Origin of the sequence: Pseudomonas sp. BSw22131 (assembly GCF_026810445.1) — a bacterium.
Lineage (GTDB): Bacteria > Pseudomonadota > Gammaproteobacteria > Pseudomonadales > Pseudomonadaceae > Aquipseudomonas > Aquipseudomonas huanghezhanensis.
In genome coordinates, this window is record NZ_CP113949.1 from 5,079,151 (window position 1) to 5,098,901 (window position 19,751).

General features: G+C 60.2%; 22 protein-coding genes and 1 pseudogene. 12 read left to right on the plus strand and 11 right to left on the minus strand.

From position 1 onward, the window contains the following. Positions 1-185: 185 nt before the first annotated feature. Positions 186-1,091 carry a LysR family transcriptional regulator gene (locus OYW20_RS22915; protein WP_268798172.1) on the minus strand — a complete coding sequence of 302 codons (906 nt, stop codon included), beginning with the start codon at positions 1,089-1,091 and terminating at the stop codon, positions 186-188. A gap of 143 nt (positions 1,092-1,234) precedes the next feature. Here OYW20_RS22915 and OYW20_RS22920 point away from each other — a divergent pair, with 143 nt between their 5' ends. The 4 genes from OYW20_RS22920 (at position 1,235) to dxs (ending at position 5,599) form a co-directional block, all read left to right on the plus strand. Further along, positions 1,235-2,242, plus strand: a complete 1,008-nt coding sequence (locus OYW20_RS22920; protein ID WP_268798173.1) for a zinc-binding alcohol dehydrogenase family protein — start codon at positions 1,235-1,237, stop codon at positions 2,240-2,242. Positions 2,243-2,396: 154 nt separating this feature from the next. After that, positions 2,397-2,639: an exodeoxyribonuclease VII small subunit gene (locus OYW20_RS22925; protein ID WP_268798174.1), complete on the plus strand. Its 243-nt coding sequence runs from the start codon at positions 2,397-2,399 to the stop codon at positions 2,637-2,639. Next, positions 2,636-3,523 carry a (2E,6E)-farnesyl diphosphate synthase gene (gene ispA, locus OYW20_RS22930; RefSeq protein ID WP_268798175.1) on the plus strand — a complete coding sequence of 296 codons (888 nt, stop codon included), beginning with the start codon at positions 2,636-2,638 and terminating at the stop codon, positions 3,521-3,523. The genes OYW20_RS22925 and ispA overlap by 4 nt, the downstream gene beginning before the upstream one ends. 174 nt (positions 3,524-3,697) lie before the next feature. Continuing rightward, positions 3,698-5,599, plus strand: coding sequence for a 1-deoxy-D-xylulose-5-phosphate synthase (gene dxs, locus OYW20_RS22935; RefSeq protein ID WP_268798176.1), 1,902 nt, complete (start codon positions 3,698-3,700; stop codon positions 5,597-5,599). 134 nt (positions 5,600-5,733) lie between these two features. On the opposite strand, the gene ribA is transcribed toward dxs, so the two are convergent. The 9 genes from ribA to nrdR all read right to left on the minus strand — a co-directional run bounded on the left by ribA (position 5,734) and on the right by nrdR (position 12,673). Next, on the minus strand, positions 5,734-6,351 hold the full coding sequence (gene ribA / locus OYW20_RS22940; RefSeq protein WP_268798177.1) for a GTP cyclohydrolase II: 618 nt from the start codon (positions 6,349-6,351) through the stop codon (positions 5,734-5,736). Between the two features lie 241 nt (positions 6,352-6,592). Continuing rightward, positions 6,593-7,120, minus strand: coding sequence for a phosphatidylglycerophosphatase A family protein (locus OYW20_RS22945; protein WP_268798178.1), 528 nt, complete (start codon positions 7,118-7,120; stop codon positions 6,593-6,595). Continuing rightward, on the minus strand, positions 7,117-8,082 hold the full coding sequence (gene thiL / locus OYW20_RS22950) for a thiamine-phosphate kinase (protein WP_268798179.1): 966 nt from the start codon (positions 8,080-8,082) through the stop codon (positions 7,117-7,119). The genes OYW20_RS22945 and thiL overlap by 4 nt, the downstream gene beginning before the upstream one ends. A 41-nt stretch (positions 8,083-8,123) precedes the next feature. Further along, positions 8,124-8,621, minus strand: a complete 498-nt coding sequence (nusB, locus tag OYW20_RS22955; protein WP_268798180.1) for a transcription antitermination factor NusB — start codon at positions 8,619-8,621, stop codon at positions 8,124-8,126. After that, positions 8,618-9,094: a 6,7-dimethyl-8-ribityllumazine synthase gene (gene ribH / locus OYW20_RS22960; protein WP_268798181.1), complete on the minus strand. Its 477-nt coding sequence runs from the start codon at positions 9,092-9,094 to the stop codon at positions 8,618-8,620. The genes nusB and ribH overlap by 4 nt, the downstream gene beginning before the upstream one ends. Before the next feature lie 147 nt (positions 9,095-9,241). Continuing rightward, a complete protein-coding gene (gene ribBA, locus OYW20_RS22965; protein ID WP_268798182.1) occupies positions 9,242-10,333 on the minus strand; it encodes a bifunctional 3,4-dihydroxy-2-butanone-4-phosphate synthase/GTP cyclohydrolase II in 1,092 nt (363 codons plus the stop codon). A gap of 15 nt (positions 10,334-10,348) precedes the next feature. Further along, positions 10,349-11,020 (minus strand): riboflavin synthase, encoded by a 672-nt coding sequence (locus tag OYW20_RS22970; RefSeq protein ID WP_268798183.1) that lies wholly within the window; start codon positions 11,018-11,020, stop codon positions 10,349-10,351. A gap of 46 nt (positions 11,021-11,066) precedes the next feature. Then, complete coding sequence (ribD, locus tag OYW20_RS22975) at positions 11,067-12,206, minus strand: bifunctional diaminohydroxyphosphoribosylaminopyrimidine deaminase/5-amino-6-(5-phosphoribosylamino)uracil reductase RibD (protein ID WP_268798184.1); 1,140 nt, start codon at positions 12,204-12,206, stop codon at positions 11,067-11,069. A 2-nt stretch (positions 12,207-12,208) separates the two neighbouring features. After that, entirely contained in the window at positions 12,209-12,673 is a 465-nt protein-coding gene (nrdR, locus tag OYW20_RS22980) for a transcriptional regulator NrdR (protein ID WP_268798185.1), read from the minus strand. Positions 12,674-12,849: 176 nt separating this feature from the next. Here nrdR and OYW20_RS22985 point away from each other — a divergent pair, with 176 nt between their 5' ends. From OYW20_RS22985 to trxA, 3 genes are all read left to right on the plus strand, one after another. Further along, positions 12,850-13,305 carry a hypothetical protein gene (locus OYW20_RS22985; protein WP_268798186.1) on the plus strand — a complete coding sequence of 152 codons (456 nt, stop codon included), beginning with the start codon at positions 12,850-12,852 and terminating at the stop codon, positions 13,303-13,305. Continuing rightward, complete coding sequence (locus OYW20_RS22990; protein WP_268798187.1) at positions 13,302-13,979, plus strand: class I SAM-dependent methyltransferase; 678 nt, start codon at positions 13,302-13,304, stop codon at positions 13,977-13,979. Before OYW20_RS22985 ends, OYW20_RS22990 begins: the two co-directional genes overlap by 4 nt. Before the next feature lie 174 nt (positions 13,980-14,153). Beyond that, the gene (gene trxA / locus OYW20_RS22995) at positions 14,154-15,032 is read left to right on the plus strand and encodes a thioredoxin (protein ID WP_268798188.1); all 879 of its coding nucleotides are present in this window, start codon (positions 14,154-14,156) and stop codon (positions 15,030-15,032) included. Between the two features lie 122 nt (positions 15,033-15,154). Here the strand turns inward: trxA and OYW20_RS23000 are convergent, their stop codons facing one another. Next, entirely contained in the window at positions 15,155-15,496 is a 342-nt protein-coding gene (locus tag OYW20_RS23000; protein ID WP_268798189.1) for a hypothetical protein, read from the minus strand. A 234-nt stretch (positions 15,497-15,730) separates the two neighbouring features. Here OYW20_RS23000 and OYW20_RS23005 point away from each other — a divergent pair, with 234 nt between their 5' ends. The 5 genes and pseudogenes from OYW20_RS23005 to OYW20_RS23025 all read left to right on the plus strand — a co-directional run bounded on the left by OYW20_RS23005 (position 15,731) and on the right by OYW20_RS23025 (position 19,661). Next, positions 15,731-16,303, plus strand: coding sequence for a DUF2796 domain-containing protein (locus tag OYW20_RS23005; RefSeq protein WP_268798190.1), 573 nt, complete (start codon positions 15,731-15,733; stop codon positions 16,301-16,303). A 63-nt stretch (positions 16,304-16,366) separates the two neighbouring features. Then, a pseudogene (locus OYW20_RS23010) lies at positions 16,367-17,076 on the plus strand (ABC transporter ATP-binding protein); the annotation flags it as partial. A gap of 2 nt (positions 17,077-17,078) precedes the next feature. After that, a complete protein-coding gene (locus OYW20_RS23015; RefSeq protein WP_268798192.1) occupies positions 17,079-18,344 on the plus strand; it encodes an ABC transporter permease in 1,266 nt (421 codons plus the stop codon). A gap of 8 nt (positions 18,345-18,352) precedes the next feature. Then, positions 18,353-18,877, plus strand: coding sequence for a DUF3299 domain-containing protein (locus tag OYW20_RS23020; protein ID WP_268798193.1), 525 nt, complete (start codon positions 18,353-18,355; stop codon positions 18,875-18,877). A 100-nt stretch (positions 18,878-18,977) separates the two neighbouring features. Next, positions 18,978-19,661: an OmpW/AlkL family protein gene (locus tag OYW20_RS23025; protein ID WP_268798194.1), complete on the plus strand. Its 684-nt coding sequence runs from the start codon at positions 18,978-18,980 to the stop codon at positions 19,659-19,661. Positions 19,662-19,751 lie beyond the last annotated feature (90 nt).

The window sequence follows — 19,751 nt, forward strand, 5'->3', positions numbered from 1 at the left end:
GGACGTAACTTATTATTTTTGGAAACTCATCCGACAAAGAACAAAGCTCGGCGGGCGAATGGTCTGATACCGATACTAGAAGTGAGGAATCGAGGCGTATATCAGGCATTGGCGAGGTTGCCATCGCGTAAGGCGATGGCAGAAGAACCTCTGAAAGATTCGGCACGCTCCAGAGCCGCCATGACTCAAATCAGCTTCGGCAGGCCGCTTTCGAGTTCCGCGAAGCGGCCACGCAGCAGGGAATGCAGTTGCTGAATCGCCGGGGAGAACTGTTTGCGGTGCGGACAGACCAGGTTCAGCGGTGTCGGTTCGCCGGGGTAATCCTGCATCAACAGCCTCAGCCGTCCAGCCTTCACGTCTTCACTGACATCCAGCCATGACTTGTAGGTGATGCCCTCCCCGGCAATCGCCCAGCGCCGGGCGACATCTGCGTCGTCGCTAAACAGCGGCCCCGTCACTGTCAGCACGCGAGAACCAATCCGCCATTTGTCGTAGATTCTCCCACTGAGCGTGTACAGCACGCAGTCGTGACGCAGCAGATCGTCGGGGGTCAGCGGGTTTCCGCGACGCGCCAGATAATCGGGCGACGCCACCAGCACCCGTCGATTCCACGGAGCCAGTGGCAACGCGATGTAGCTGGCGTCTTCGATCACCCCGTACCGAATCGCCACATCGACCGGATCGCGAAACAAATCCGTCACCTGATCAGACAAAAACAGACGCAAGGTCAACGCCGGGTGCTGTCGGCGAAATCCAGACAGCCATGGCAGCAGCATATTGCGACCCAGATCTGACGGGGCTGCCACTTGCAGCACGCCTTGCAACTGCTCGTTCTCACGCCGCAGTTTTTCACGGCCGTCCTTCAGCGCATCGAGCACGGTTCGCGCAGTGGGCAAATACTGCTCACCCTCAATCGTCAGCCTCAAGCTGCGTGTGGAGCGGGCGAACAATCGAATATCCAGCTCACGCTCAAGGCGCTTGATGGCCGCAGCCACTTGTCCCGGCAATAAGTCAGCCTCGCGCGCAGCGTTCGAGAAGCTGCCCAGTGCCGCCGTGCGGACGAACAAATTGAGGTCATCAATGCGGATCATTTTCACTCCAGCTGTGAAAGTGTTGACGCATTCTGCCGGTTTTTCTTTGCAGCGGCGAAGGTGAAGATGCCCGCACGATTTTGACGGAATGAATGTTCGCATCGAACGCTCGAACCCATCTACGCCTTGAAGAGGAAGCACCCATGAAAGCCATTGCCTTCACCCAACACGGTCTGCCCATCGAAGACCCTAATGCGCTGATCGACATGGACTTGCCCAAGCCGGCTCCAGGCCCGCGTGACTTGCTCGTGGAAGTGCGCGCTGTGTCAGTGAATCCGGTCGATACCAAGATTCGTGCAGGCTCTGCCGCCACCGAGCCGAAAGTGGTGGGTTGGGACGCCGTCGGCACGGTGCGTGAAGTGGGCAGCGAGGTCACTCTGTTTCAGCCGGGTGATGAAGTGTTTTACGCAGGATCGATCGCTCGCCCTGGCAGCTACAGCGAGTTTCATCTGGTGGACGAGCGCATCGTCGGCCATAAGCCGAAATCCCTCGATGCCGGACACGCCGCTGCTTTACCGCTGACGTCGATCACCGCCTGGGAATTACTGTTCGACCGCCTCGGCGTTCCCGAAGGCGGCGGTGAAGGCGACAGCCTGCTGATCGTCGGCGCGGCCGGTGGTGTCGGTTCGATCCTGGTTCAACTGGCGCGTCAGCTGACCAAAATGACCGTCATCGGCACAGCGTCTCGCCCTGAAACCCGCGAGTGGATCAAACAGCTCGGCGCCCATCATGTGATCGATCACAGCAAACCCCTGGCCGAACAGCTGGAACAGATCGGCGTTGGCCAGGTGAGTCACGTCGCCAGCCTCACCCACACCGATGCTCACTTCGCGCAATTGATCGAAGCCCTTCGCCCCCAAGGCAAGCTGGCGCTGATCGATGACCCAAAGACGCTCGACGTCATGCCGATGAAACGCAAGGCACTGTCGCTGCATTGGGAATTGATGTTCACCCGCTCGTTGTTCGAAACGCCGGACATGATCAAACAGCACGAACTGCTGAACCGCGTCGCCGATCTGATCGACGAAGGCGTGCTCAAGACTACGGTGGGCGAGCATTTCGGCACGATCAACGCAGCCAATCTGCGCCGCGCACACGCAGTGATTGAAAGCGGCAAAGCCAAAGGCAAGATTGTTCTCGAAGGCTTCTGATTCTGCGCAGGCGAACCACACTGTCGCCTGCGGCAGTTAATGTCGGGGAGCTACAGTCCGGGGTACGCTGTGCCCCGGCCAGCACCTCTCATTTGCCCCGTGGCCGCCGCTCTGCTAGTGTCGCGCCCGTTTAACGTCTACCGGGATAGCCGCCATGGCCCGCAAGAAAGCTGCACTGGATTTCGAACAGTCACTCACCGATTTGCAGACGCTGGTTGAGCGCCTGGAGAACGGCGAGCTGTCGCTGGAAGACTCACTCACCGCATTCGAACAAGGCATCCGCCTGACACGCGATTGCCAAAGCGCATTGGCGCAGGCTGAACAGAAGGTTCAGGTGTTGCTGGAGCGCGATGGCGAACTGGCCGAGGAACCCTTCGACGCGGAACAGCCAGAATGATTTCCGATTATCAGGCCCTCAGTCAGCGACGCGTCAACGCGGCACTGGAGCGTCTGTTTGTCCCCCCCGCTCCAGAACTGACCCGTCTGTATGACGCCATGCGCTACAGCGTGATGAATGGCGGCAAGCGCGTTCGCCCGCTATTGGTTTACGCAGCGTGCGAAGCCTTGGGCGGTGCTGCCGAACAAGCCAACGGCGTAGCCTGCGCCGTCGAATTGATCCACGCCTACTCTCTGGTGCATGACGATCTGCCAGCCATGGATGACGATGACTTGCGTCGTGGCCAGCCCACTACTCACAAAGCGTTTGACGAGGCCTGCGCGATTCTGGCCGGCGATGGCCTGCAAACTCTGGCCTTCACTGTGTTGAGCGACGCGCAGCTGACGCCGCAGACCAGTGATACGCGCCTGAAGATGGTCAGCACGCTGGCCGTCGCGGCAGGCCCGGCCGGCATGGTCGGCGGCCAGGCCATCGACCTGGGTTCGGTCGGGCTCAAGCTCGATCAGACTGCGCTGGCCTTCATGCATCGACATAAAACCGGTGCCTTGATCGAGGCCAGCGTCAAACTCGGCGCACTCGCCAGTGGCAGTGCCAGCCAAGCGCAACTCGATGCACTGCAGACCTACGCACGCGCCATCGGCCTGGCGTTTCAAGTGCAGGACGACATCCTCGACGTAGAAAGCGATACCGCAACCCTGGGCAAACGCCAGGGCGCCGACATCGCGCGCGACAAGCCGACCTACCCTGCGCTGCTGGGGCTGGAAGAGGCAAAACATTACGCGCTTGAACTACGTGATCAGGCGCTTGAGGCCTTGCAACCCTTCAACGCAGCGGCGGAACCGTTGCGGTCGCTGGCGCGCTACATTGTCGAGCGCCGTAATTGATCCCGACGGAGCGCCGGTGACGGCATCGCTCAATATCAGTGAATCCTGCTGTACCGACCAGATCGAAATTCAGCGCCTGCTGTTCCACTCTGAGCATCCATCTGCCGCACTTCATGTGCAGCTAGCGATGCATCAGGTAAACTGCTGCCTCTTTTACCTATAACGATTCGCCTGATGCCCACGACGTTCAAAGAGATCCCCCGCGAGCGCCCGTCCACGCCTCTGCTCGACAGTGCAGCGACGCCGGATGGCCTGCGCCGACTAGGTGAAGCAGAGCTGGAAGCACTGGCTGACGAACTGCGCCTGGAGCTGCTTTACACCGTTGGCCAGACGGGCGGCCACTTTGGCGCCGGTCTTGGCGTCATCGAACTCACCATCGCCTTGCACTACGTTTTCGATACCCCCGACGACCGGCTGGTCTGGGACGTCGGTCATCAAGCGTATCCGCATAAAATCCTAACCGGGCGTCGCCAGCAGATGTCCACGCTGCGCCAGAAAGGCGGCGTTGCTGCCTTCCCGCGCCGCAGCGAAAGCGAGTACGACACTTTTGGCGTCGGTCACTCGAGCACCTCCATCAGCGCCGCCCTGGGCATGGCAATCGCCTCGCGTCTGCAAGGCAGCGACCGCAAAGCCATCGCGGTGATTGGCGATGGTGCGCTGACCGCCGGTATGGCTTTCGAGGCGCTGAACCACGCGCCTGAAGTCGCCGCCGACATGTTGGTGATCCTCAACGACAACGACATGTCGATCTCGCGAAACGTGGGCGGGCTGTCAAATTATCTGGCCAAAATCCTCTCGAGCCGCACTTACACGAGCATGCGCGAAGGCAGCAAAAAAGTGCTGTCACGCTTGCCCGGCGCGTGGGAAATTGCCCGCCGCACCGAGGAATACGCCAAGGGCATGCTGGTCCCCGGCACGCTCTTCGAAGAGCTGGGCTGGAACTACATCGGCCCCATCGACGGCCACGACCTCCCAACGCTGATTGCGACCCTGCGTAACATGCGTGATCTCAAGGGACCGCAGTTTCTGCACGTAGTGACTAAAAAAGGTAAAGGATTCGGCCCCGCTGAAGTCGACCCGATTGGTTACCACGCGATCACCAAACTCGACCCGATCGATGCCCCTGCTGCCGCGCCTAAACAGCCGGGCGGGCCTAAATATTCCGGCGTTTTCGGCCAATGGTTGTGCGACATGGCCGACGCAGACTCGCGTCTGGTCGGCATTACGCCAGCCATGAAGGAAGGCTCGGATCTGGTGGCGTTCAGTGAGCGCTTCCCGGACCGCTACTTCGACGTGGCAATTGCCGAGCAGCACGCAGTGACGCTGGCCGCAGGCATGGCCTGTGAAGGATCCAAGCCGGTTGTAGCTATTTACTCGACCTTTTTGCAGCGCGGCTATGACCAGTTGATTCATGACGTCGCCGTCCAGAATCTCGACGTACTGTTTGCCATCGACCGGGCAGGTCTGGTTGGGGAAGACGGCCCGACGCACGCTGGCAGCTACGACCTGTCCTTCCTGCGCTGTATACCCGGCATGCTGGTGATGACGCCAAGCGACGAGAACGAGCTGCGCAAGATGCTCAGCACCGGCCACCTGTTCAACGGCCCGGCTGCGGTGCGCTATCCGCGTGGCACCGGTCCGAATGCTGTGATTGAAAACAACCTGGAGCCGCTGGAAATAGGTAAGGGTATCGTGCGCCGCACAGGTAGCAAGGTGGCCATGCTGGTGTTTGGCGTGCAGTTGACCGAAGCGTTGAGCGTGGCCGAAAAGCTGGACGCCACGGTTGTGGACATGCGCTTCGTCAAACCGCTGGATGAGGGACTGGTCAGGGAAATGGCCGCCAGCCACGACCTGCTGGTGACCCTCGAAGAAAACGCCATCATGGGCGGCGCTGGTGCGGCAGTCAGTGAGTTCCTGGCGCGCGAGGACATTCTTAAATCAGTGCTGCATCTTGGCTTGCCAGATGTCTATGTCGAGCATGCCAAGCCTGTGCAGATGCTCGCAGAGTGCGGTCTGGATGCGGCAGGGATTGAAACGTCGATCACTCAGCGACTGCTGAAGATGCAGTCCGCTTGACGTCACGCCCTCCAGCCAGGATCCAAAGCTTCGCGGGCGAGCCTCCAACAGGGACGGACGCGCGGGCGGATGCTAGGGGACTGATTTATGTACAACGCTTCACCGTCAATAAATCTGTCCCCGGTCGCCCTGTGTCACGCGGGGTCGACCTCACTCTGATGCTCGTTGCCCATCATGTGGCCCAATTTCCCGGCCTTCGTCGCCAGATAAAGCTTGTTATGCGGGTTATGACCGGTGTGCAGCGGCACGCGCTCGGCAACCGTGATGCCCATCTCCGTCAGCGCTTTGACCTTACGCGGATTGTTGGTCATCAAACGCAGCGACTTAATGCCCAAGTACTCAAGCATTGGCAGGCAGATTCCGTAATCACGCTGATCGGCCGCAAAGCCCAGACGCTCGTTGGCCTCAACGGTGTCCGCCCCACCATCCTGCAATTCATACGCACGGATCTTGTTCATCAAGCCGATACCTCGGCCTTCCTGACGCAGATACAAGAGCACGCCACGGCCCTCTGCGGCGATGGCGCGCATGGCGGCGTCAAGCTGTGAACCACAATCGCAACGCTGACTGAACAGGGCGTCGCCTGTCAGGCACTCCGAGTGCACACGCCCCAGTACGGGGGCGCCGTCGGATACATCGCCCAGCGTAAGGACCACATGCTCACGACCGTTCTCCTCTTCAAGGAAACCGTTCATGGTGAATTGGGCAAAGGGAGTGGGCAGCTTGGAAGCGGCGACAAATACGACGGGCACCGTGTGCTCCTGATCAGTATGGGGGCTGGAAATTCGCAAGCGCGCATTGTAACAGCAGCTTTCAGCAGAAGCTTAGGCTGAATTGTGGAGTAAACAGATCGGGAAGTTTGATGAAAACTCCCGATGACGCAGTGCCTGTAGGAGCGAATTCATTCGCGAAGGGTCGGATCAGGAGATGAGATTTCATCGGTCGCCCTGTCGCATCGCGAATGAATTCGCTCCTACCGAAGGGCTGTGCGCCTCAGAAGAAGCCCAAAGCCCACATCTTCGCCCAGCCCCATACCAGCCCTTGCATCGCCAGCCAGGCAAACACGCCAGCCAGCACATCGTCGAGCATGATGCCCACGCCGCCGTGGACGTGCTTGTCGATCCAGTGGATGGGCCAGGGTTTGAGGATGTCGAAAAAGCGGAACACCAGAAAACCCACCAGCAACCACTGCCAACCTTCGGGCACCAGCCACAGGGTGATCCACATTCCGACCATCTCATCCCAGACGATGCCTTCGTGATCGTGGACCCGCAGATCATCCGCAACCTTGCCGCACAGCCAGAAGCCGAACAGCATAGTGATCCCCAGCATCAGCCAGTAGCCCCAGTCCGGCAGCATCTGCCAAAGCGGAATGAAGGGTACCGCGACCATCGAGCCCCAGGTACCCGGCGCTTTGGGCAAAGTGCCGGAGCCGAAACCGAACGCCAGAAAATGCCACGGATTGGTCCACACCGAGGGCGGAACGTTTTCCGCCGGGACCTGATTAGGATGATCTGTCACCGTGTCTCCCGAAAATGTTGATAGCCCCGAGTGATCGGAGTGACGTCCTGGCCTTGGCCATCGACGAGCATTACGCCCTGCCCTTCGACCACTTGGCCGATAACTGCTACAGGCCAACCCTCGTCAACCAGATCAGCCAGCGAAGATGGCGCCAGGGTGAAGGCGAGTATGTAGTCGTCGCCGCCGCTAAGTGCTGCATGCAACGCCGCCTCCTGTCCAAAAAAAGACAGCAGCGGGGCAGACATTGGCACCTTGTCACGCTCGATTAGCAATCGAACGCCTGACGCCAATGCGATGTGTCCGCAATCAGCGAGCAGTCCGTCCGAGATATCCAGAGCGGATGTCGCCCGACCGCGCAGTGCCTGCCCCAACGCCAGCTGCGGCTGCGGCGACCAGTAACGCGCCAGCAAGGCCTTTGAGGTAGACGTCTCGGTACTGCGCTGGTTCAACACCAACGGCAAAGCGCCTGCGCCATCGCCAAGCGGCCCGCCCACGCAGAGCAAGTCGCCGGGTTGGGCACCACTGCGGGTCAAGGCCTGACCTACGGGCACCCGGCCGAACACCGTAACCGTCAAACTCAAAGGCCCACGTGTAGTGTCGCCACCAATCAGGCGCATCGCACAGCCTTGCGCCATGAGGTTCAAACCTTGGGCGAACGCTTGCAGCCAGTCAGCAGAAACGTCCGGCAAGGTCAGAGCGAGGGTAAAAGCAAGAGGGGTGGCGCCCATGGCAGCGAGATCGCTGGCGGACACACCGAGGGCACGCTGGCCCAGCAGGAAAGGGTCGCAGGCGTCGGGAAAATGCACCCCGGCAACCAGCGTGTCAGTGGAGATCGCCAGCTGTTCGCCCGACGGCACCGACAACAGGGCGCAATCATCGCCGATCCCCAACACGACACCTTCACCCGGCTGCGCACAGGGCGCATCAGCAAAGAAGTTGCGGATCAGCTCGAATTCGCCCATGGCGTCAAACACTCAGGTCCCGGGCGCAGGCCCGGAGGCCCTTAGCGCTTGTGGGCCTTCACTTCGACTTCGCGCAGACGCGGAGCCAGCTTGTCGAGCACGCCGTTGACGAACTTGTGGCCGTCGGTCGAACCGTAGACTTTCGCCAGCTCAATGCCTTCGTTGATGACCACGCGGTACGGTACGTCAATGCGTTTGAGCAGCTCGTAAGTAGAGAGACGCAAAACAGCCAGTTCCACCGGATCGAGTTCTTCGATGGTGATATCCAGGCAAGGCGCGAGCGCAGTATCGATCTCGGTCTTGTTGGTCGCCACGCCATGCAACAGCTCGTGGAAGTACACACCGTCGACGTCTTTGAAATCGTTATCAACGCGGAACTGCGCTTCGATTTCATTCAGCGAATGACCTGCCATGTGCCACTGATACAACGCCTGCATCGCAAGCTGACGCGCTTCGCGGCGCTTGGCACTGCGGTTTTTCGCAGCTTCAGGCGACTTGGCATCGCGCGGATTGAACTGGTCGCTTTCGTCGTTAATCACTTGGCCTCCAACTGTGCCAGCAGGCTGACCATTTCAATGGCAGAAAGCGCAGCTTCAGCGCCCTTGTTACCAGCCTTGGTGCCGGAACGTTCGATGGCTTGTTCGATGGAATCAACTGTCAGCACGCCAAAGGCGACCGGTACGCCGAACTCCATGGACACTTGGGACAAGCCCTTGGTGCATTCGCCCGCAACGTATTCAAAATGCGGGGTGCCGCCACGAATCACAGCGCCAAGGGCGATGATGGCTGCGAATTCGCTACGTTGAGCGACCTTCTGCACGACCAGCGGGATTTCGAAAGCACCCGGCGCGCGGATGATGGTGATGTCGTTTTCGCTCACGCCATGGCGAACCAGGGCATCAACGGCACCGCTCACCAGGCTTTCCACGACGAAGCTGTTGAAGCGGCCAACCACGAGGGCGTAGCGGCCTTGTGGGGCGATGAAGGTACCTTCGATGGTCTTCAGGGGCATTCGGCTGAGTCTCGTATTCTCGTATTAAAGAGCAAGCAAGCGCGCATCACGCACGCGCTTCCAGGGATTTTAGGTCACGAAACAGGATCGGCGCGGGCGACAGGTGTGAAATCCCGAGGGGTTTCATGCGCAGTCGTCCACCGGTCTTTATTCGGAGGGCACGTATTCTACAACTTCCAGATCGAAACCGGATATCGCATTGAACTTCATTGGCGAACTCATCAGGCGCATTTTGCGCACGCCCAGGTCGCGAAGGATCTGCGAACCCGCGCCCACGGTGCTGTAGGTGGTGGGCGACTTGATGATGTTTTTCTCGGCGGTATCGCGGATTTGCGCCAGCAGCACGTCGCCATCGAGTGGATGACCGAGCAGCAAAACGACGCCGCTTCCTGCGTCCGAAACCGCTTTCATCGCGGCACGCAGGCTCCAGCGGCCCGGCTGCCTGACCATCAGCAGATCACGCAGCGGGTCCATGTTATGGACGCGAACAAGGGTTGGCTCTTCTGCGCAGATCTTGCCGAGGGTCAATGCCAGATGCACATCGCCTTCCACCGAATCGCGGTAGGTCACCAGGTTGAAATGGCCCAGCTCGCTGTCCATTGGCTGCTCGGCAATCCGCTGAACGGTACGTTCGTGGATCATCCGGTAGTGAATCAGATCCGCAATGGTGCCGATCTTGATGTTGTGTTCGGCGGCGAATGCTTCAAGTTCTGTACGACGGGACATGGTGCCGTCGTCGTTCATGACTTCGCAGATCACACCTGTCGGCTCGAAACCGGCCATGCGCGCCAGGTCACAGGCAGCTTCGGTATGGCCGGCGCGAGACAGCGTGCCACCCGCCTGCGCCATCAGCGGGAAGATGTGACCAGGGCTGACGATGTCTTCTGCGCGGGCATTTTTGGCGGCGGCTGCCTGCACTGTGCGTGCGCGGTCAGCGGCAGATATGCCAGTGCTCACGCCTTCGGCGGCTTCGATGGAGACGGTGAACTTGGTACCGAAACCGGAACCGTTGCGCGGCGCCATAAGCGGCAACTTTAGGGTTTCGCAGCGCTCGCGGGTCATGGGCATGCAAATCAGGCCACGGGCATAGCGCGCCATGAAGTTGATGTCCTCAGGCCTGACACACTCGGAGGCGATGATCAGATCGCCTTCGTTCTCGCGGTCTTCGTCATCCATGAGGATGACCATCTTGCCTTGGCGGATATCTTCAACCAGTTCTTCGATGCTATTGAGCGCCACGCGGCACCCCCTTAATCAGGATTTGAGGTAGCCGTTGTCGGCGAGAAAGCCTTCAGTAATGCTGCCGCCCTGAGCAGGTGTCGGGTCTGCGGCTTTGTCGCCCAGCAGCAGACGCTCGAGATAACGCGCCAGCAGGTCGACTTCCAGATTGATCTTATGGCCCGCACGGTAGTCGCCCATGATGGTTTCGGCCAGCGTGTGCGGGACGATGGTCAGCTCGAACTCGGCGCCATTGACGGCATTGACCGTCAGACTGGTGCCGTCGACGGTGATCGAGCCTTTATGGGAAATGTACTTGGCGAGCTCGCGGGGTGCGCGCATGCGGAACTGGATCGCCCGGGCGTTCTCTTCACGCGAGATGACTTCGCCGACGCCGTCCACATGGCCGCTGACCAAGTGGCCGCCCAAGCGGGTAGTGGGCGTCAGGGCTTTTTCCAGGTTAACACGGCTGCCAGCCTTTAAATCGACGAACGCGGTGACGTGAAGTGTTTCGCGGCTGACGTCAGCCCAGAAACCATCACCTGGCAACTCGACGGCAGTCAGGCAAACGCCATTGACTGCGATGCTATCGCCCAGTTTTACGTCACTGAGATCAAGTTTGCCGGTTTCCACATAAACGCGGACATCGCCGCCTTTGGGGGTCAGGGCGCGGATGCTGCCGATGGATTCGATAATGCCGGTAAACATGGGTCCTCCAGGAGAACAGGGCCAGCGCGGAGAGCGAAAGCCGGAATTATACGCCGGGCGTCGGCGTGGGTATTGCGATGACGCGCCAATCATTTCCGACAGCGCGCATTTCGACGATGTTCAGTTCCAGTGCTTCACTCATCTGCGCCAGCGGAAGATCAAGCAGCGGACGTGCGCTTGACCCCATGAACTTGCCGGCGACAAAAATCTGAAACTCATCCACCAGTCCCAGACGGGTGAACGCACCGGCCAGTTTCGGGCCGGCTTCGACCAGCACGTCGTTGATACCGCGTGCCGCCAGTTCAACCAGCAGTTTGCGCAGATCAACATGCCCGCCACTGCTGGGCAGCGCCAGCATATCGTGGCCTTGGGCGTGATAGCGCTCGCGGGCAGAAGCGGCAGCGCACGTCACCACCAGCGCACTCCCCGCCTGAAAAAACGGAGCATCGAGCGGCACACGCAAGCGGCCGTCGATCAGCACCCGCAGCGGCGGACGGCTCAGCGCCAGCGCGGTCAGCTCGGCATTGAGGCCAAGCTCATCGGGGCGAACGGTCAAACGGGCATCGTCGGCGAGTACCGTGTCGGCACCGGTCAACACCGCGCTTGATTGCGCGCGCAGGCGCTGCACCGCAGAGCGAGCTTCAGGGCCCGTAATCCATTTGCTTTCGCCGCTGGCCATTGCAGTTCGGCCATCGAGGCTCATTGCCATTTTTACCCGCACGTACGGCAAGCCGTGTTCCATGCGCTTGAGAAAGCCTTTATTGATCGCGCGCGCTTCGGCTTGCAGCACACCACTTTGGACGCTGATACCTGAATTCATAAGGCGCAACAGGCCACGCCCGCCGACGTCGGGGTTGGGGTCTTGCATGGCGGCAACCACGCGGGCGATGCCGGCTTCAAGCAACGCATCGGCGCAAGGCGGTGTCCGGCCATGGTGACTGCAGGGTTCGAGGGTGACGTAGGCAGTTGCGCCACGGGCCTTGTCGCCGGCATGACGCAACGCATGGACTTCAGCGTGAGGCTCGCCAGCACGAACGTGCCAGCCTTCGCCAACGATGGCGCCGTCGCGCACTATCACGCAACCCACCCTTGGATTGGGGTGCGTCGAATAAACGCCCTTACGCGCCAGTTCCAGCGCACGGGCCATGTAGAAAGCGTCCAGCGCTGCCTGCTCGGTCGAAGACATGCTCACTCTTTAACCGGCTCGCGTGCCAGTCGGTCGATTTCTTCGCGGAATTCGTTGAGGTCCTGAAACCGCCTGTAAACAGAAGCAAAGCGGATGTAGGCGACCTCGTCGAGTTTTTGCAGCTCGCCCATCACCAGTTCGCCGACGATCAATGACTTGACCTCGCGTTCGCCAGTGGCGCGCAGCTTGCTCTTGATGTGGGCGATGGCGGCTTCGAGCCGTTCGACACTGACCGGGCGCTTTTCCAGCGCTCGTTGCATGCCGGCACGCAGTTTGTCTTCATCAAACGGTTGGCGGCTGCCGTCTTGCTTGATCAGCCTCGGGAGAACGAGCTCGGCCGTCTCGAACGTGGTGAAGCGTTCGCCGCAGGCCACGCATTCGCGACGGCGGCGGACTTGATCGCCCTCGGCGACCAGACGCGAGTCAATGACTTTGGTGTCGTTGGCACCGCAAAAGGGACAGTGCATGGTGGCAGGCAACAATAAAAGGGAGGGCCATGGTAGCGCATCTCGGCGGCAAGACAAGTCTCGGGGTTTGCGGTATACAGACGCGCATCAGGCGCTGCGAAAGAGGGCGTCATCGACGATACTGTCGGGCATTACGCCCATCCCCCCTTTTGTCTCGGTTTCTGCTGGAGTTGTTCATGACGCTACGATTGCTTGCTGTACTCAGCTTTGCCGGCCTGCTGGCCGCATGCAGCAGCACTGAACCCCCGACTCCTGCACCGGCTGCCACCGCGACCAAAACCGCGCCGATCAAATTGCCGGAAGGGCCCGGCCCGCTGCAGCCTTACCAGCGCGAGCTGAGCGGTCAATTGCTGGGCGTACCGGCTGGCGCCGAGGTCGAAATGGCGCTGTTGGTGATCGACGATCGCAACCGCCCGCAAAAGCTGTTGTCGAGTACCAAGCTGGTCGGCAACAACAAATCGCTGCCCTTCCAGTTGCGCTTCAATCCTGAGGCCTTCCCGGTGGGTGCCCGTGTCGAGTTGCGCGGTCGCGCCAGCCAGTCCGGGCAGTTGATCCTGCACCTGCCATCGGTCCTCATTGCGTCGCCGGAGACGCAATCGCTCGGTCAATTGCAGTTCGTTACGGCACCGTGATTGCACCGCATCAACTACAGGCTCCGCTGAGCAAGCTGCTCGGCGATGCCCGGTTGGTCCCTGCTTCTTTGCCGGATACCGACCTGAAATTATGGCTGATCGATGCACAGAACATGAACCGCGCGTTCAGCCCTGACGAAACCCGCTGCATTCTCGAAGACCCGCCCTATTGGGCATTCTGCTGGGCCAGCGGCCTTGCCTTGGCGCGGTTTCTGGCCGGGCAACCGCATTGGGTCGAAGGCAAGCGCGTGCTGGATTTCGGTGCCGGCTCCGGGGTGGCGGGGATTGCGGCGATGAAAGCCGGCGCCCTGGAGGTGGTGGCATGCGATCTGGATCCGTTGGCAATCGAGGCCTGCCGCGCAAACGCTGAACTCAATGGCGTGTCGCTCGGTTATTCGACGGATTTCTTTTCGCAGGCTGACCGCTTTGACCTCATCCTGGTGGCTGATGTGCTGTACGACCGCGCCAACCTGCCGCTGCTGGACGCGTTCCTGAGCCGGGGCCGCGAAGCGCTGGTCGCCGATTCCCGCGTGAAGGATTTCAAGCACCCGGCGTATCAAAGGCTTGGAATTCTAGACGCGATGACGCTGCCGGATCTGGCCGAACCCTGGGAGTTTCGCAAGGTGAGTCTGTATCACGCGGCGCGCTCCGGGGAGAATCGCAAAACCCTTTAGGCGCGAATCAATTCGCCAAGCGCGCAAATTGATTCAACCTGCCAGGCCGCCTCGCCAACAAGTTGGCTATAGAAACGGGGTACGAGCAACGCGACGCCTTGCTGACTTATACGGCTTCCGACAATCCCCCCAGCGCTTTATAGTTGCCCCATTCACGATTTCCCGAGACTAGCGATGAGCCAGGACACCCCGTACATCTTCGATGCGACCACTGCTGATTTCGATCAATTGGTCATCGAGAATTCGTTTCACAAGCCGGTACTCGTGGACTTCTGGGCCGAGTGGTGCGCGCCCTGCAAGGTGCTGATGCCGTTGCTGCAGAAGGTTGCCGAGGACTATCAAGGCGAACTGCTGCTGGCCAAAGTCGATTGCGATGCGCAGCAGGATGTCGTTGCGCGCTTCGGTATCCGCAGCCTGCCGACGGTGGTGCTGTTCAAGGACGGTCAACCGGTGGACGGTTTTGCCGGTGCCCAGTCGGAACCGCAGATTCTCGCCATGCTTGAGCCGCACGTACAGATGCCCGAGCCCATCGATACCGAAGCCGATCCGCTGGAAACCGCTCAATCGTTGTTTGCCGAACGCCGTTTTGCCGATGCCGAAGCCGTTTTGAAAGCCTCGTTGGCGGAAGACAACACCAATGCTGCAGCGTTGATCCTGTACGCGCGCTGCCTGGCGGAGCGTGGCGAACTGACCGAAGCGCGGGCAGTGCTTGATGCGGTCAAGGGCGATGACCACAAAGCGGCGTTGGCCGGAGCGAAGGCGCAACTGACCTTTCTGGCAGAGGCTGCCGCCCTCCCCGACGCTGCCGATCTGAAAACCCGACTGGCGCAGAACCCGCAGGACGACGAGGCGGCGCATCAACTGGCGTTGCACCAGTTGTCACGTCAGCAGTACGAGGCGGCGCTGGATGGGCTACTCAAGCTGTTCATCCGCAACCGCAGCTACAACGAAGGCTTGCCGCACAAGACCCTTCTGCAGGTGTTCGACTTGCTGGGCAATGATCACCCGCTGGTCACCACCTATCGTCGCAAGCTGTTTGCTGCGTTGTACTGATCGCCACGCCCTGTAGGAGCGCGCTTGCCCGCGAATACGGTATGCCGGTCAACGAGTCATTGGCTGACACACCGCTATCGCGGGCAAGCGCGGTCCTACAGGGAAGCATCGCGCTGCTGCGCTCAATCCACCCAGCAATAGACCGGTGTGTCCGCGCCGCTTTCAACCTTGACCTTCGGGTTATGTCGTAGCCGCACCAGCAGCCGCTTGCCCGCGGCTGAACTGCCGGTAAGGCCTTCGAGTTGCTCCAGCAAATCCGGGCCGTTGATCTGACCTGCCTTTTGCAACAGCTCTTGGGCAATCTCCCAGATTTTATCGTCCTGACGCATGGGGGCTGCTTTTGGTTCGTCAGCTACAGGTTTTCCCGCCTGAAGCTGCGCACCCAGTTGCGCCCAGTCCACCTCATCCAGTTCAAGGGTCAAGTCCACCGGCAGCTCGCCGATGGTTCCACGTATACGTAGCATGGTCCGATTCCTCTGATTCGCTTGAGTGGATGGTCCCACAGCTATTGCCAGGCTGCACGCGAGCCCTCTAGAGAAGCGAATTCATTCGCGAGACGTCCGAACGGTTTCACACAGTCAGATCGCTTAGCCAACACGTCGGCGCCTAAAGAATCTGCGCAAAAAAGTTAAGAACCGCCGCAACGTATTGTTATAGGATCACATAACAGCTTATAGCCTCAGTCCGGAGCCCTGCCCATGCGTCGCCTGCTACTCGCCCTGCCCTTCGCCTTTCTTCCCCTCGCCATCGCTCACGCCGCCGATGAACATGACCACGATCACGATCACGAGCATGGCAGCCTTGGCGCTCATGAACACGGCGTAGCACGCCTGGACGTAGCGCAAGAAGGCACGACGCTGGAACTGGACCTCAATACGCCCGCCATGAACATCGTGGGCTTCGAGCACGCCGCCACCACCGAGGCCGACAAAGCCAAACTTGCAGCCGCCCGCGAAGCGCTCCTCAAACCTCACGGCCTGTTCAACGTGCCGGAGGCGGCGCAGTGTTCGGTGACATCGCAAAAGCTGACCAGCCCATTGTTCGGTGACAAAGACGAAGATGACGACGGCGACGCAGATGAGCACGAGCACAGCGAAATCCACGCCCACTACCAGTTCACCTGCAACGTGCCGGCAGTACTGACCAAACTGGACCTGTCGCAACTGTTCACAACCTTCCCCGCGACGCAAAAAATTCAGGTGCAATTGATCACCTCCAAGCGTCAACTGGGTGCAGAAGTGCGACCCGGCAACCCGGTGCTGAAGTTCTAAGCACGCGGGCTGACCCTCGACCGGGACATCCCGGTCGTTTCATTTCTCGACATGACGCAGGCCATGACTCAAGCACTCATTGAACTGTCCGACCTGGGTTTTACCTGGCCAGGGCATGCACAGTTGCTGGATATTCCGGCGTTCCGTCTGGAGCCCGGCGAAACCCTCTTCCTCAAAGGCCCGAGCGGCAGTGGCAAAACCACACTGCTTGGGCTGCTGGGCGGCGTACAGATGCCCAATCGCGGCAGCATTCGCTTGTTGGGCCAAGAGCTCACCCAGTTGTCTGCCGGGGCGCGCGACCGTTTCCGCGTTGACCACACCGGCTACATTTTCCAGCAATTCAATTTGCTGCCGTTTCTGTCAGTGCGCGAAAACGTTGAGCTGCCCTGCCACTTTTCCAGACTGCGTGCGCAGCGGGCGACTCAGCGCCACGGCAGCGTGGACAAAGCCGCTGCCGCGTTGCTCGCGCACTTGGGGCTCAACGACCCGCAGCTGCTAACCCGGCGTGCAGACGCGCTGTCCATCGGCCAGCAGCAGCGTGTCGCCGCAGCACGTGCGTTGATCGGTCAGCCAGAGCTTGTAATCGCCGACGAACCCACCTCCGCGCTCGACGCCGATGCGCGCGAGGCGTTCATCCGTCTGCTGTTCAATGAATGCCGCGAAGCGGGTGCCAGCCTGTTGTTCGTCAGCCACGATCAAAGCCTGGCGCCGTTGTTCGACCGCAATTTGTCGCTGTCCGAACTCAACCGCGCCGCCGTCGCCCCCGAGGTTTGAGATGTATCTTTTCCGTTTGGCCATGGCCAGTCTCGCCAACCGCCGCTTTACGGCATTCCTCACTGCGTTCGCCATTGCCCTGTCGGTCTGCCTGCTGCTGGCCGTAGAAAGGGTTCGCACCGAAGCGCGTGCCAGTTTCGCCAGCACCATCAGCGGCACGGACCTGATCGTGGGTGCGCGTTCCGGTTCGGTGAATCTGCTGCTGTACTCGGTGTTTCGAATCGGCAATGCCACCAACAACATCCGCTGGGACAGCTTCGAGCACTTCGCGCAGAGCAAGCAGGTGAAGTGGGCGATCCCCATTTCACTGGGCGACTCTCATCGCGGCTATCGCGTGATGGGGACCAACGAATCGTATTTCGAGCATTACCAGTTCGGGCGTCAGCAACACTTGGAATTGGCCCAGGGGCGCCCGTTCGCCACCGATCCGTTTGAAGTGGTGCTCGGCGCAGAAGTCGCGGACGCGCTCAATTACAAACTCGGTGACAAACTGGTGCTGGCCCACGGCGTCGCGGCCATCAGCCTGGTCAAGCACGACGATAAGCCGTTCACCGTGGTGGGCATTCTCAAGCGCACCGGCACGCCTGTGGACCGCACATTGCACATCAGCCTCGGCGGCATGGAGGCAATTCATATCGACTGGCACAACGGTGTACCGGCTCAGGGCGCAGGCCGGATCAGTGCCGATCAGGCACGCAATATGGACCTTACACCGACGGCTATCACCGCGTTTATGCTGGGGCTGAACAGCAAGATCGCGACCTTTGCGGTGCAACGCGAAATCAATGAGTACCGGGGCGAGCCGATGCTGGCGATTTTGCCGGGCGTGGCGCTGCAAGAGCTGTGGAGCATGATGGGCACAGCAGAAAAAGCCCTGTTCGTGATCTCGCTGTTCGTGGTGCTGACCGGCTTGATCGGCATGCTCACGGCGATTCTCACCAGCCTCAACGAGCGCCGTCGGGAGATGGCGATTTTGCGTTCGGTGGGGGCGCGGCCCTGGCATATCGCAAGCCTGTTGATCCTGGAAGCGTTCGCCCTGGCGCTGGCGGGCGTCATTGCCGGGACCGCTTTGCTCTATATATGTATCGCCGCCGCGCAAGGGTATGTGCAAGCCAATTACGGTCTGTTCCTGCCGCTGTCGCTGCCCAGCGAGTATGAATGGACGCTGCTCGGCGGTATTCTCGGCGCAGCCCTGGTGATGGGCATCGTGCCCGCCTGGCGCGCCTATCGGCAGTCACTGGCCGATGGTTTATCGATTCGTTTGTGAGGACGTGGATGATGCGCTGGCTGTGGTTGATGGTGTCGTTACTGGTCGTCGCGCCTGCTTGGGCTGAGCCGATCCGGGTGCTGACCTGGCAGGAAATGATCCCCGCCGACGCGCCGCCGGTAAAGCTGATCACAGCGCCGATGCACGACCTGTCGAAGATGGCGGACACGCTGTCGATGGAGTCCGCACCGGCTGCGCATCAGCTCGCCCCGCATGCGCCGGTGGTCAAATCCCTCAACGGTCAGACCGTGCGCCTGCCGGGCTATATCGTGCCGCTTGAGGTCAGCGAGGAAGGCCGTGTGACGGATTTCCTGCTGGTGCCTTATTTCGGCGCCTGCATTCACGTTCCGCCGCCGCCACCGAATCAGATCGTTCACGTCACCAGCGAGCTTGGCGTGAAAGTCGACGAGCTGTACCAGCCGTACTGGATCGAGGGCCCGATGCAGGTCAAATCCTCCACCACCGATCTGGCGGACGCGGGGTACCAGATGGAAGCGGACAAGATTCTGATCTACGAGCTGCAGGATCAATAACAGCCCGAGATCCGCTTTTATTGTCCCAGGTCAAAACCCGTGCTCTCAACGCTCCGTACCATCAGGCATTCCCCATTTTCGATGCCTTTACGGAGCCCCCATGATCAAGCCACTGCTTGGCGCCTCTTTACTCGCAATAGCGCTTAGCCCACTCGTTGCAAACGCCCATCAGGCCGGAGACATCATCGTGCGCGCCGGCGCGGCCACCACGGCACCAAACGAAGAAAGCGGAAACGTGAAGCTCGATGGCGCGAAAGTCCCAGGCACCAAGGCAACACTGGACAGCGATACGCAGTTGGGTCTGGCGTTTGCTTACATGCTCACCGATCACATCGGTCTTGAATTGCTGGCTGCGACGCCGTTTCAGCACACCGTTGCAGTCAAAGGGCTAGGTGCGGGGCTGGACGGCAAATTGGCGGACATCAAGCAACTGCCGCCAACCCTGTCGCTGCAGTACTACCCGATGGACACCGCATCGAAGTTTCAGCCCTATGTCGGCGTCGGCGTGAACTACACCTGGTTCTACGACGAAGACTTGAGCAGCACCCGCAAGAACGAAGGCTTCAGCAATCTCGATCTGAAAAACTCGTGGGGATGGGCCGGGCAGGCAGGCATGGACTACATGCTGACCGACCGCATGATGGTCAACGCCTCGGTCTGGTACGTGGACATCAACACTGAAGCGACCATGGACGGCCCGTCGGCGCTGAGCGTAGGGCGCACAAAAGTGAACGTTGAGGTCGACCCATGGGTGTACATGGTGGGGATCGGTTACAAGTTCTGAAGGCGATGAATTCTTTAGAAGGGCGCTTGCCCGGGATACGGCGTGTCAGTTAACTCATGAATACCTGACATACCGCAATCGCGGGCAAGC